The organism is Dietzia aerolata (assembly GCF_014144865.1).
Classification (GTDB): Bacteria; Actinomycetota; Actinomycetes; order Mycobacteriales; family Mycobacteriaceae; genus Dietzia; species Dietzia aerolata.
The window spans coordinates 1-11359 of record NZ_JAALDM010000174.1; the positions used below are offsets into that span (position 1 = coordinate 1).

13 protein-coding genes and 1 pseudogene are annotated in these 11359 nt (G+C 70.3%); 7 read left to right on the forward strand and 7 right to left on the reverse strand.

Going from position 1 to position 11359, the window contains the following annotated elements; genetic code table 11:
• On the forward strand, positions 1-704 hold a 704-nt coding region (locus G6016_RS10885; RefSeq protein ID WP_182632675.1), incomplete at its 5' end, for a TspO-related membrane protein.
• Here the strand turns inward: G6016_RS10885 and G6016_RS10890 are convergent.
• Positions 671-1321, reverse strand: a complete 651-nt coding sequence (locus G6016_RS10890; RefSeq protein ID WP_182632676.1) for a prepilin peptidase — start codon at positions 1319-1321, stop codon at positions 671-673. The genes G6016_RS10885 and G6016_RS10890 overlap by 34 nt on opposite strands.
• Positions 1322-1438: 117 nt before the next feature.
• On the opposite strand from G6016_RS10890, the gene G6016_RS10895 reads away from it, so the two are divergent.
• Positions 1439-2173 carry a superoxide dismutase family protein gene (locus G6016_RS10895; protein WP_338403583.1) on the forward strand — a complete coding sequence of 245 codons (735 nt, stop codon included), beginning with the start codon at positions 1439-1441 and terminating at the stop codon, positions 2171-2173.
• A 43-nt stretch (positions 2174-2216) separates the two neighbouring features.
• Here G6016_RS10895 and G6016_RS10900 read toward each other — a convergent pair whose 3' ends face one another.
• The 3 genes from G6016_RS10900 to G6016_RS10910 all read right to left on the reverse strand — a co-directional run bounded on the left by G6016_RS10900 (position 2217) and on the right by G6016_RS10910 (position 5437).
• Positions 2217-2789, reverse strand: coding sequence for a peroxidase-related enzyme (locus G6016_RS10900; protein ID WP_182632677.1), 573 nt, complete (start codon positions 2787-2789; stop codon positions 2217-2219).
• A 101-nt stretch (positions 2790-2890) separates the two neighbouring features.
• Entirely contained in the window at positions 2891-3298 is a 408-nt protein-coding gene (locus tag G6016_RS10905) for a TIGR03618 family F420-dependent PPOX class oxidoreductase (RefSeq protein WP_182632678.1), read from the reverse strand.
• A gap of 300 nt (positions 3299-3598) precedes the next feature.
• Positions 3599-5437, reverse strand: a complete 1839-nt coding sequence (locus tag G6016_RS10910) for an N-acyl-D-amino-acid deacylase family protein (RefSeq protein ID WP_338403584.1) — start codon at positions 5435-5437, stop codon at positions 3599-3601.
• Between the two features lie 223 nt (positions 5438-5660).
• Between G6016_RS10910 and G6016_RS10915 the strand changes: the two genes are divergently transcribed.
• Positions 5661-7064, forward strand: coding sequence for an MFS transporter (locus tag G6016_RS10915; protein ID WP_182632679.1), 1404 nt, complete (start codon positions 5661-5663; stop codon positions 7062-7064).
• A 32-nt stretch (positions 7065-7096) separates the two neighbouring features.
• Here G6016_RS10915 and G6016_RS10920 read toward each other — a convergent pair whose 3' ends face one another.
• Complete coding sequence (locus tag G6016_RS10920; RefSeq protein WP_182632680.1) at positions 7097-7738, reverse strand: DUF1707 SHOCT-like domain-containing protein; 642 nt, start codon at positions 7736-7738, stop codon at positions 7097-7099.
• Between the two features lie 164 nt (positions 7739-7902).
• On the opposite strand from G6016_RS10920, the gene G6016_RS10925 reads away from it, so the two are divergent.
• From G6016_RS10925 to G6016_RS17690, 4 genes are read left to right on the forward strand one after another with little or no spacing between them, the layout of a single operon-like run.
• Positions 7903-8391, forward strand: coding sequence for a carboxymuconolactone decarboxylase family protein (locus G6016_RS10925; protein ID WP_241730209.1), 489 nt, complete (start codon positions 7903-7905; stop codon positions 8389-8391).
• Positions 8388-9311, forward strand: coding sequence for a sigma-70 family RNA polymerase sigma factor (locus tag G6016_RS10930; RefSeq protein WP_338403585.1), 924 nt, complete (start codon positions 8388-8390; stop codon positions 9309-9311). The genes G6016_RS10925 and G6016_RS10930 overlap by 4 nt, the downstream gene beginning before the upstream one ends.
• A 19-nt stretch (positions 9312-9330) precedes the next feature.
• Positions 9331-9714: a VOC family protein gene (locus tag G6016_RS10935; protein WP_182632682.1), complete on the forward strand. Its 384-nt coding sequence runs from the start codon at positions 9331-9333 to the stop codon at positions 9712-9714.
• A 52-nt stretch (positions 9715-9766) separates the two neighbouring features.
• Positions 9767-10663: a GyrI-like domain-containing protein gene (locus G6016_RS17690; protein WP_182632683.1), complete on the forward strand. Its 897-nt coding sequence runs from the start codon at positions 9767-9769 to the stop codon at positions 10661-10663.
• Positions 10664-10670: 7 nt separating this feature from the next.
• Here the strand turns inward: G6016_RS17690 and G6016_RS10945 are convergent, their stop codons facing one another.
• Positions 10671-11042, reverse strand: coding sequence for a VOC family protein (locus G6016_RS10945; protein ID WP_182632684.1), 372 nt, complete (start codon positions 11040-11042; stop codon positions 10671-10673).
• 157 nt (positions 11043-11199) lie between these two features.
• Positions 11200-11359, reverse strand: a pseudogene (locus G6016_RS10950) (thiamine phosphate synthase); the annotation flags it as partial.

Consider the following 11359-nt stretch of genomic DNA (forward strand, 5'->3'; position numbering starts at 1 on the left):
CGCTGGGCGGGACCCCGATCAGTGAGGCCGCGGGTGGCGCCCTGTCCGCGGACGCCACCCCGATCGCCCCGGCCGGGGCGGCGTTCAGCATCTGGAGCGTCATCTACCTCGGCCTGGCCGGCTACGCGCTGTGGCAGCTCACCCCGGGTGCGCGGCGCTCGCCGCGCCAGCACGCGGTGCGGCCCTGGGCACTGGCCTCGGCACTGCTCAACGCGGCGTGGATCTGGACGGTCCAGCTCGGCTGGCTGGCAGTCTCGGTGTTGGTGATCATCGCTCTGCTGGCGGTGCTCATCCGCCTGATGTTCCTGCTCGGCGCGCCGCGGACCGGGGGACTCGTTGAGACGGTGCTCGCAGACGGCACGTTCGGGCTGTACCTGGGCTGGGTGACGGTGGCGTTCCTGGCCAACACCTACGCCTGGCTCGCGGACGCCGGGGTGGACGTGGTCACCCGGATCCAGATGGGCGTGGTGGGGATCGTGGTGGCCGCCGCGATCGCCGTCGCCACCATCCTGCTCAGTGGTGGCCGGGTCGCGCCCGCGCTGGCGACCAGCTGGGGTATCGCCTGGGTGGCTGCCGGCCGCACCGAAGGGGCGTACGAGTCGCCGGAGCTGGTGTGGACCGGAGTATTCGCGGTGGTGGGGGTGCTCACGGTCGCCGCCGGGGCGCTGCGTCAGAGGACTGCAGCTGAACGCACGGCGGCGTAGGCGGCGCCCACCACCGCGCCGGCCACCATGGCCGGGCCGAACGCGATCCCGCTCTTGGGGCCCACCCGGCGGGCGGCCAGCAACACCAGCGCCACCGCGGCGTTGATCACGAACGCGGCCACCGTGCCCACGAGGACGGCCGGCCAGCCCAGCCAGCCGAGGAACGCGCCCAGCACGCCGGCTAGTTTCACATCGCCGAGCCCCAGGCCGGAGGGGTTGATCAGCGCGAGGAGGAAGTAGCCGGCCAGCAGCATGGCGGCACCCGCGGCGGCGCGTCCGAGCGATGCCCATTCGCCGAACTCGGCCGCCGTCACGGTCAGCCCCAGAAACACGACTGGGTACAGGGGGAGCACGATCGCATCTGGCAGGCGGAACACGGCCAGGTCGATCGTCACCAGCAGTGCGCAAGCCACGGCGAGCACGGCGAACGTCGCCAGGTCGACCATGCCCAGCGCCACGTAGGGGGCGCCGAAGCCCCCGGCGGCCGCGAGTGCCACGTGGAGTCCGCTGCGCAGCCACCGGGAATCGGAGGCGGCGACAGAACGCATCCACCGGCTGAGCACGGCGGCAGCCACCGCGCACACGACCGCGGTGGTCACGCAGATCACGAAGAGCATGGCCAACAGTATGGGAGGGGCCGAGCTGGGTAGGGCGGATCACCGTGCCCACCGGGCCGCGCCCGCCCGTCCCGGGGCGCGGTTGCACTGCTCCGGTAGGTGGGTACGGTGGCCGACATGGGCGCTCACATCAGCGCCGCCGCACCGTCGACGAGGGGATGTCCGATGACGCCGCACACCACCACCGCACGCCGCCGCACGCGCCTGGGCTCTACGTATGTCGCGCTCGCCGCGGCCGCGCTGCTGGTGGCGTCGTGCGGGACGGGGGAGGACTCGCCGGCCGCGCAGGGCGAGGTCACGCCGCAGAGCCCGCAGACCACTGAGCTCGCCGACACCACCGAGGGCGAGCAGTTCGCTGTGGCCGACCTCGTGGCCCCGGAGGGTGAGCCGCGCGGCACGGTCGAGTTCGCGGAGGTAGAGGGTGGCACCCTGGTCACCGTCGAGGCGGTGGACCTGTCGCCGGGCTTCCACGGCCTGCACATCCACACCACGGGCCTGTGCGAACCGGACAGTGAGAACCCGGCCAGCCCGGGCGAGCGCGGAGCTTTCCTGTCTGCCGGGGGTCACCTCAAGGGGGACGACGACGAGGCCGTCCACCCAGAGCACGCCGGCGATCTGCCGACTCTCTACGTGGCGGGCGACGGGACGGGGAAGATCGTCACGTTCACCGACCGTCTGGACCGTGACCAGCTGCTCGACGACGACGGATCGGCCGTGATGATCCACGAGAGCTCGGACAACCTGGCCAACATCCCCGAGCGCTATGCGCCGGACGGACCCGACTCAGACACCCAGAACGCCGGCGACGGCGGCAGCCGTATCGCCTGCGGCGTGGTCACCGAGCTGGGCTGACCACCGCCGCGCGCGCCTCACGCCCCGCACGCCGCTCCCGGCGCTACTTCTGCCGCGGCACCCGCCCCATGAGGTAGAACTCCGGGTTCGGGCGCATATCGGTGGCGTTGGCGAGCCGGTTGCTCAGCCCGAACAGGCCGGTGATGGCGGCGATGTCCCAGGCGTCTTCGTCGTCCAGGCCGTGCTCGTGTAGCGCGGCGAAGTCGGCGTCGCACAGTTCATCCGCATGCAGATTCACCTTGGTGGCGAAGTCGCAGATCGCGCGCTCACGGGGCGTGAGGTCGGCCTTGCGGTAGTTCACGGCCAGCTGGTCGGCGAGGAACGGGGCCTTCTTGACCACGCGCAGGATCGCGCCGTGGGCCACCACGCAGAACAGGCAGTTGTTCTGCCCGGAGATGGTCACCACGATCATCTCCTTGTCTGCCTTGGACAGGTTTCCCTCGCGGTCCATGAGCGCGTCGTGGTAGGCGAAGAACGCCCGCGACTCGGCCGGGCGGCGGCCGAACATCAGGAACACCTCGGGGACGAACCCGGCCTTCTCCTGCTCGGCGAGGATCCGCTCACGCAGGTCGTCGGGGAGTTCGTTGAGGTCGGCGAGGGGGTAACGGTCGGACATGAGGGTCTCCGGAGAACTCGGGGTGCCGGGCTCGGCACCGACAGGCGGCTCCCACAGGGTGAGCGCCCTCACAGCCTAGGAGTGCCAGCCAGCGCCCGGGATCAGGATCGGGCCAGGTCCCCCCACACGTGGATGTTCTCGATCTCGACCCACGCGTCCACGCGCGGATCCTCGCGGTTGAAGTAGTCCTGTCCGATGTAGTGCTGCGCCAGCGAGTCGATGCCCTTCAGGTCCGGGTCGTCGACGATCTCCACCACGCGGCCCTGGATGCTCACGTGCGTGGTCCAGTTCCCGGCCTCCATGACCGACAGGGCCACCCGGGGATCGCGTTGGATGTGCTGCAGCCGGACGCGGCTCTTGTCGAGGTTGAGCAGGATCCGATCTCCGACCAGCCGGTACCAGGTGGGCACGGACACCGGGGAGCCGTCCTTGCGGACGGTCGCCATAACGGCCGGATTCGGCTTGAGGAGGAGTTCGCGGACGTCGTCGTCGATCTTCGCGGTGCTCATGGCTGATTCTCTCCTTGTCGCAGCGGCCATTGCGGGGCAGGGGGAAGGATCGTGTCCGACACTACCGTCGCAGCCCGCTTGGCGCGTTCCTCCCAGAACCACCCCGCCGCCTGCGCCGCGAGGTCGGGTCTGACCACCATCACCGTGAGGGCCACGATCCCCACATAGCGTTTCCATCGGCGGGGCAGCATCCGCCGTACCAGCCTCAACCCGTTGACCCGATCCACGCGCGCAGCATTGCAGACGGCTACGACATCACCGGCCGGCGCGAGCACGGCGCGGACCGTGCCCGGCGCGTGGCTACCGCATCTCGACCGCAGCCTCCTGTGATGGACGGGCCCCCACGGGTGCCGGCGCCACCGTCTCGCCCGCCGGCAGGAACCGGCCCGCGGCGTACTCCCGCCCGTACCCGGGCGCGTACTCGCCGTCGGCCCACACCACCTGCCCACCGATGATCGTTGCCGCCACGGCGCGGTCGTTGCGGTTGACCATCCGCGCGATCCCGCCGAACTCGGGCATCGGCTCCTCGTGGTACTCCAGTGACTCGCCGTCCAGGCCCGCCGGGTCCAGCACCACCACGTCCGCACGCCGGCCCACCTCCAGGCGGCCGGCGTCGAGGCGGTAGAAGTCCGCCAGCTCGCCGGTGAGCTTGTGGACGGCCTGCTCGGTGCTCAGGAAGGGCTTCCCGGCCTGCTGCGCCTGGTGCACGCGTTCCATCAGGCGCACGCCGAAGTTGTAGAAGGCCATGTTGCGCAGGTGCGCGCCCGCGTCCGAGAAGCCGATGGTCACGCCGGGGGTGTTGACCAGCCGGTTGGCGACCTTCTCGCGCGCATTGGCGATGGTGGTGGTCCACCGGAAGTCGGTGCCGTGCTCCACCACCAGGTCCAGATACGCATCGGCGGGGTGGAGCTTGCGGGCGCGCGCCACGTCGCCGACCGTCTGCCCGACCAGTGTCTCGTCGGGGCAGGCCACGATCAGGGCGTCGTCAAAATCCCGGTGCCAGACGCGCGGGCTGAACCGCTTCTCGAAGTCCTGCCGGAACCAGCGCCGGTAGCTCTCCTGCTCGAGCAGCTCGTTGCGGGCCATCTCGTCGGCCAGGTGCAGCGCCTCGCGACCGGAGCCGAACTCCTCGAACACCACCAGGTCGATCCCGTCGGCCCACACCTTGAACGTGGTGGGCAGGTGCTGCCACACGAACTTGCCCTTGCCGACAGTGTTGGCCAGCCACGCGATCGGCCGGAAAATACGGTGCACCCACGGCTCGGCCAGCGTGTCGGCGGCGGAGAGCAGCGAGACGCGCAGCGGCTTGCGCAGCAGTCCCATGCTGGTGGTCACGTAGAAGGCCACGTCCACCTTGGTGTTGAGGTTGGGCACGCCCTGCAGCACCCGGTCGCGCCGCCGCAGCAGCCGGCTGACCCGCCGGAACTCGCCCCACGAGGCGTGCGTCGACGGCAACGTCCGCGAGCGGTACCGGTCGCCGTCCATCTTGTCCCACGGGTTGGTCATGGTGGACACGCCCAGGAACCCCTCGTCGAGCGCGGCGGTGATGCGCCGGTCGATCTCCCGGAGCTCCGCGCGGCTGGGCTTGTGCGCCGGATCGGTCGACCGCCCCAGCCCCATGACCGAGGCGCGCACGTCCGAGTGCCCGAGGAACGAGGCCACGTTGGGGCCGAGCGGGAGCTGCTCGACCGCGCGCCGCCACCCGGCCGGGTCGGACCAGGTCTTCTTGGCCTCCAGCGCCGCGAGGACCGAGTCGCGGGGCAGCGCCTCGACGCGGCTGAACAGGTCGGCCACGTCGACGGTGCCGGAGTAGACGCCGGTGATCGAGCAGTTGCCCACCAGCACCGTGGTCACGCCGTGCCGCACGGATTCGAGCAGGCCGGGCGAGACGAGCATCTCCACGTCGTAGTGGGTGTGGGTGTCGATGAACCCCGGCGTGACCCACCGTCCGTGCGCCTCGATCACCCTCGTGTCGGGCGAGACCTCCAGCGGCTCAGCGCTGATCGCCGCGACCTTGCCGTCCCGGATCCCCACATCCGCGTGTCGCCCCGGGGCGCCGGAGCCGTCAAAGACCAACCCCCCGACGACGACGACGTCGTAACTCTTATTCTCGCCAATTGCCGCTTCGGTGTTATCCACGAGAAACTCCCAAACCTGTGACCTGGAACACAATAGATTTCAGCCTACCCGGACGGCCGTCCAGAAACTGGTGAGATCACTCAGACTTCCGCCGGCGGACGGGGAGTGGGAGCTGCCCGTGCGACGCTGGCCGGCGGGGAGTGGGACCCGCCTCGGCAACGCCGACGGGCGGGGAGTGGGATGGCCCTGAGTAATGACTGAGGGCCGGAGTAGCGTCACGGGCATGACCACTCGCACGGAGCGGCTCGACGGGCTGCCGTTCACCCGCAAGCATCGGAAGCTGTTGCTCGGCTCGGGCGTCGGCTGGGCGCTGGACGCCATGGACGTCGGCCTCATCTCGTTCGTCATGGCTGCCCTGGCGGTCCAGTGGTCGCTCACGCCCACCGAGTTGTCGTGGATCGGCTCGATCGGGTTCGTCGGCATGGCACTCGGCGCCGCGTTCGGCGGCCTGCTCGCGGACCGGATCGGTCGCCGACAGGTTTTCGCCGCGACCCTGCTCGTCTACGGCCTGGCCACCGGCGCCGCCGCGCTCTCGACCGGCATCGCGATGCTCATCGTGCTGCGCTTCATCGTGGGTCTCGGCCTGGGCGCCGAGCTCCCGGTCGCGTCGACCCTGGTCAGCGAGTTCGCGCCGCGGAAGATTCGCGGCCGCGTGGTGGTGATCCTTGAGGGCTTCTGGGCCGTCGGGTGGATCATGGCCGCGGTGATCGGCTACTTCGTGGTGCCGGCCAGTGACGACGGCTGGCGCTGGGCCCTGGCGATCGGCCTCGTCCCCGCCGCGTACGCGTTGGTCGTGCGGTTCGGGCTGCCGGAGTCCGTGCGCTACCTCGAGTCGAAGGACCGCCACGCCGAGGCCGAGAACGTCGTCCGTGAATTCGAGTCCGCCGCCGGAGTCGCCGCCCCCACCGCAGCGGCAGGCGGGACCTCCGGGTCCGTCACTACGTCCGCCACCGCCGACCCCGCCGCCACCGCGCCCGGCACGGCAGATGCCGCCGCCACTGCAGCTGCCGTGCCCGCGGCCGCGACCGACGAGCCCCGCGAATCCATCTGGTCGCCGCGACTGCGCCGCCGCACCGCCGGACTGTGGATCGTCTGGTTCGGGATCAACTTCTCGTACTATGGCGCCTTCATCTGGTTGCCGAGCCTGCTCGTGGCCCAGGGCTTCGACCTGGTCAAATCCTTCGGCTACACGCTTATCATCACGCTGGCCCAGCTACCGGGTTACGCCGTGGCCGCGTGGCTGATCGAGGTGTGGGGCCGCCGCGTCACGCTGGCCGTGTTCCTCGCCGGCTCCGCGGTCTCCGCCGGACTGTTCGGCCTCGCGGGCTCGCCAGCCACGATCATCGCCGCCGGCATGGCCCTGTCGTTCTTCAACCTCGGTGCGTGGGGCGCCTTGTACGCGATCGGGCCGGAGCTCTACCCGACCAGAACCCGCGGTTCCGGGACCGGCGCAGCCGCGGCCTTCGGACGAATCGCGTCCATCATCGCGCCGCTGCTCGTTCCGATCCTGCTCAGTTCGGGCGGATCGCCACTGGTGTTCGGGGTGTTCGCTGCCGCCTTCGTCGTCGCCGCCCTGGCCGCTTTCACCCTCCCGGAGCGCAAGGGCGTCGCGCTCGAGAACACCTGAGGCGCCGTCGCCGTCGTCACTCCCAGAGGTTTTCAGCCCCGCTGCTCGCGCCCGTCGCCCAGTTCGCGGATCCGGTCGTTGGCCGCGCGCAGCCGGTCCGACCGGGCCTTCTCGTCGGCCTTCTTGAGCTGCTCGTAGGACTTCTCGTCAGAATCGTTGTACCGCAGGATCAACCGCGGCACCCCAAGCGTCAGCGCCAGCGACGGCCACACGATCCACGCGTACTGCCAGCCCACCACGATCTGCAGGACGAGGAACGCGATGAGCGTCAAGCCGATCACGACCCCGTCCAGCGACTCCACCAGCTTGCCGCGCTTGCGCAGGTCCTCCAGGTCCGCGTCCGAGCCACGTGCCGCCGGCACCCTGCCGGTCGCCCCCGACGCGGGCAACGCCAGCGCACCCGCCGACGCCCCGCCCGCGGCCGCCTCGCCTCCGGCGATGGCCGACTCCACGACCATGCCGTCCACCGCGGTCAGCGGCATCCCGCCCGGTAGGTCCCGGAAGGAGCCGCGGAGCTGACCCAGTGTGCGGGCCGCGGCCACGTCGCCTGAGCGGGCGTGGAACTCGGAATCGTCGAGGCGGCCGGCGGCGTAGTGGTCGCCGAGCGAGGTGAGGGCATGCAGGCGTTCGGAGTCGGACAGCAACAGGTCATCGGGACTCGACGGCTCGGTCATAGTGCTAAATCTATTGCCGCAGGCGCTTGCGGCGCCATAGGTGTTGTCCCCGATTTCCCCTGCGGTCGGGGTCGGTTCCGCGGGGCCGGGGCAGCCATCGAGGCGCGCTGAAAGAATTTCGCGCTGGGCTGTCACACTTCGGGCCGCTCGTACGTCGAAGGGGTATGAGTACACAGAAGCGCAAGAAGATCAGTGCGGGCGCGATGGCGCCGATGGTCGCGATGGAGGCCTACACGCGGGCCCGCGTCTCCCGGGCTGACAGTCACCTCATCCGGCTCCGGGTGTCGGCGGTCAACGGCTGCCGGTACTGCACCTCCATGCACCGGCGCGATGCCCGCAAGGACGGTTGGGACGACGCCCGCATCCTCGCCGCCGAACTCGCGGACTCGCGCGCAGATCAGCTAGCCGAGGACCAGCGGGTGGTGGCCCGGTTCGCCGACGCCGTCACCCACATCAATGGCGAGGAGTCCGTCCCCGACGAGTTGTGGGCCGAAGTCGTGCGGCACCGAGGGGAGACCGGGGCTGGACAGCTCCTCATGGAGATCGTCACCATCAATGCATGGAATCGGATCGCGATAAGCACTCGGCTGGACCCGCGGTCGCTGCGGGGAGTCGAGGAACGCGACATCGATCCGGAGCGGCCGCAGGCGTGACCGCGGAGGTGGCGGGCGGGACGGCGGCTGCAGATTCGGCGGCGTCCGCGCTGCTGGATCGGGCCGGGCTGGACCGCGTGCGCGGCAAGCTCCTTGGAATCGGTTACCGCATCACCGGCACCTGGGCCGACGCGGAGGACGCCGCGGACGAGGCTCTCGCCCGGCTCGTCGCGCTGGACCCGTCCGCCGAGCCCGACAACACCGAGGCGTGGCTGACCACCGTCACAACCAGACTCTGCCTGGACCGACTCCGGCGGCGCAGCCGGGAGACCTACACCGGCGCGTGGCTGCCCGAGCCCGTCGACACCGCCCTGCTGCCCGAGGACAGCGCCGAGCACCGGGACGACCTGCGGATCGGCATGCTGCTGGCCTACGAGCAGCTCAGCGCGGATGAGCGGGCGGCGTTCGTGCTGCGGGAGGCCTACGACCTGCCGTATGCGCAGATCGCCGAGATCCTCCAAGCCACCGCGCCGATGGTCCGGCAGTGGGTCAGCCGCGCCCGGCACCGCCTCGACACCGACCTGCGCCCACCCGAGCGTGCGCCCGACCAGTTTATCGGCGAACTGGTGGAAGCGGTCATGTCCGGGGACCTGGACGCCACCATCGCGGCACTCGGTGCCGACGTGCGCGTGGTCTCGGACTCCGGCGGCAAGGTCAACGCCGCCCGCCTCGACATCGTGGGCCCCCGCAAATGCGCCTACTTCCTGGTCAAAGCGGCCGAGATGGCGAAAGGGCAGGTCGCGCCCGTCGAGGTCAACGGCGAACCGGGCCTGGCCGTGCGCTCCCGCGGTGTCACCCGGATCGGGCTGATCGGCACGACCGACGGGCGCGTGACCCGGATCTGGTTCCACGCCAACCCGGACAAACTCACGCGCCTGAATCTGCCCGAGGAGTTCCGCGCGCCTGCGGACCCCGCCTGATCGGGTGTCTAATCGAGGCATGGCCCTGACGACCAGAGTGCTGAGCGTGTCCGTGCCCGTCGCCGAGCAAGACGCCGCGCTGGCCTTCTACACGGAGGTCCTGGGCTGCGAGCTGGTCACCGACGTGGAGGTGTGGCCGGGAGCCCGCATGGTCGAGGTGGTCCCGCCCGGCTCGGCGGTATCCCTCGTGCTGCTGCCGCCGGACAGTGAGATCCCGGTCGCCATCAGACTCGGCACCACCGACGCGCAGTCGGCGCATGATGCGATCCGCGAGTCCGCAGCCACCCTGCACAATGACGAACTGATCCGCCTGGACGGGATCCCCGCGATGGTCTCCTTCGCCGATCCGGACGGCAACGGGCTCGTCTACCTGGAGGACGCCGACCGCAACGGTCCGCAATAGTCGGGCCGGCTCCCTCGCCCCCGAGCAGACTCGACGAGGAAGGGAGCCAGACGTGATCGAGATCCTCAACCGCATCGTCGACGAGATCGAACGACAACTCGCCAATCCTGACGCCCACCAGGCCACCGTCGCCGAAGTGGTCGACGCCGTCGCCGCCGCTTCGGGAACGACGAGCTACCACGCCCGCCGCATGTTCTCGTCGCTGGCGTCGATGCCGGTGTCGGAGTACGTGCGTCGCCGCCGGATGACCGTCGCCGCCGCTGACGTGCTGTCCGGCGAGGACCTGCTCACGATCGCCGTGCGCTACGGCTACGGGTCGGTCGAGGCGTTTGGTCGAGCGTTCCGTGCTGTCCACGGTGTCAGCCACTCCGATGCCCGCCGGGACGGTGGCCCCCTTCGCAGTCAACCCGTCCTCAGGTTCCGCCTGACCGTAGAAGGGAGCAGTCCCATGGACGCCCGCATCATCGACCACCACGCCTTCCGCCTGATCGGCCACGCCGCCCGCGTCCCGCTCATCCACCACGGCGAGAACCCGCACATCCGCCGGCACGTCGAGTCGATCCCACCCGCCGAACACGCCCGACTCAAGGAACTCTCGAACACCGAACCCGCCGGGATCCTCAGCATCACGGGGGACGTGGATCCCGATTCCCCCGAAGGGACCGACCTGACGTATCTGCATGGCGTCGCCGTCGTCGTCGACACCCCCGTCCCCACCGACCTCGACGCGCTGGACCTCCCCGCCGGGACCTGGGCGGTGTTTCGTTCCTCCGGCGAGCACCCGGCCGCGCTGCAGCGGATGTGGGCGGCCACCGCCACCGAGTGGTTCCCGTCGAACCCGTGGCGACTGCGGCCCGGCCCGTCGATCCTCAGCGTGCTCGAGCATGCCGACGACTTCAGCACGGCCACGTGTGAACTGTGGTTGCCGGTCGAACGTGAACAGCGGTGAGCGGGCCCTACTCGGTGGGCGGATCGGGCCGCGTCACCGCCACCCACATCGCCATCTCGTTCCCGCCGGGCTCGCGGAAGTGGAACCGCCGGCCGCCGGGAAAATCGAAGGGACCGAAGGTGATCGTGCCTCCCGCGGCTTCGACCTGCTCGCGGGCCTCGTCCAAGTCGTTCACCCGGATCACCATGAGCGGCGCCGGGGACTGCTCATGGGCGTCGCCCTGCACGCCCACGTCGATTCCGCCGCCGACCAGATTGCTGTACGACTGCCCGTACACGGTGGGCGTCCACCCGCACACCGTCGCCAGGAAATCGGAGGTGGCGGACATGGACGTGCTGGGGAACTCGACCAGGGTGATCTCGAGTGGCTTACGGCTCATGGCCTCGAAATTACGCCGAGCCGGGTCGGGACTCGCTCGAATCCGAAAGGAAACAAGGAAGGCCACGGCCACGTGACCTACGGCCGCCTGACGGACAGGGCCCTGACCTGCGGTGCCCTGCTCATCCCGTTCAGGGCACCGCAGGTCAGCGGGTTCCGCGGCCGGCCTCCCAGCGGGCGAGCAGATCCGCGGCGGCCGCGCGCGGGTCCGGGGCGGCCATGATGGCCGAGACCACGCACACCCCGTCCAGCGCGGTGGTCGCGAGATCTGCGACGTTCGTAGGCGACACCCCGCCGATGCCCACCGACCGCACCCCG

Coding starts and splice junctions, on each gene's coding strand:
- G6016_RS10890 (WP_182632676.1), bottom strand. CDS start 1,321: ATGCTCTTCGTGATCTGCGTGACCACCGCGGTCGTGTGCGCGGTGGCT.
- G6016_RS10895 (WP_338403583.1), top strand. CDS start 1,439: ATGGGCGCTCACATCAGCGCCGCCGCACCGTCGACGAGGGGATGTCCG.
- G6016_RS10900 (WP_182632677.1), bottom strand. CDS start 2,789: ATGTCCGACCGTTACCCCCTCGCCGACCTCAACGAACTCCCCGACGAC.
- G6016_RS10905 (WP_182632678.1), bottom strand. CDS start 3,298: ATGAGCACCGCGAAGATCGACGACGACGTCCGCGAACTCCTCCTCAAG.
- G6016_RS10915 (WP_182632679.1), top strand. CDS start 5,661: ATGACCACTCGCACGGAGCGGCTCGACGGGCTGCCGTTCACCCGCAAG.
- G6016_RS10920 (WP_182632680.1), bottom strand. CDS start 7,738: ATGACCGAGCCGTCGAGTCCCGATGACCTGTTGCTGTCCGACTCCGAA.
- G6016_RS10925 (WP_241730209.1), top strand. CDS start 7,903: ATGAGTACACAGAAGCGCAAGAAGATCAGTGCGGGCGCGATGGCGCCG.
- G6016_RS10935 (WP_182632682.1), top strand. CDS start 9,331: ATGGCCCTGACGACCAGAGTGCTGAGCGTGTCCGTGCCCGTCGCCGAG.
- G6016_RS10945 (WP_182632684.1), bottom strand. CDS start 11,042: ATGAGCCGTAAGCCACTCGAGATCACCCTGGTCGAGTTCCCCAGCACG.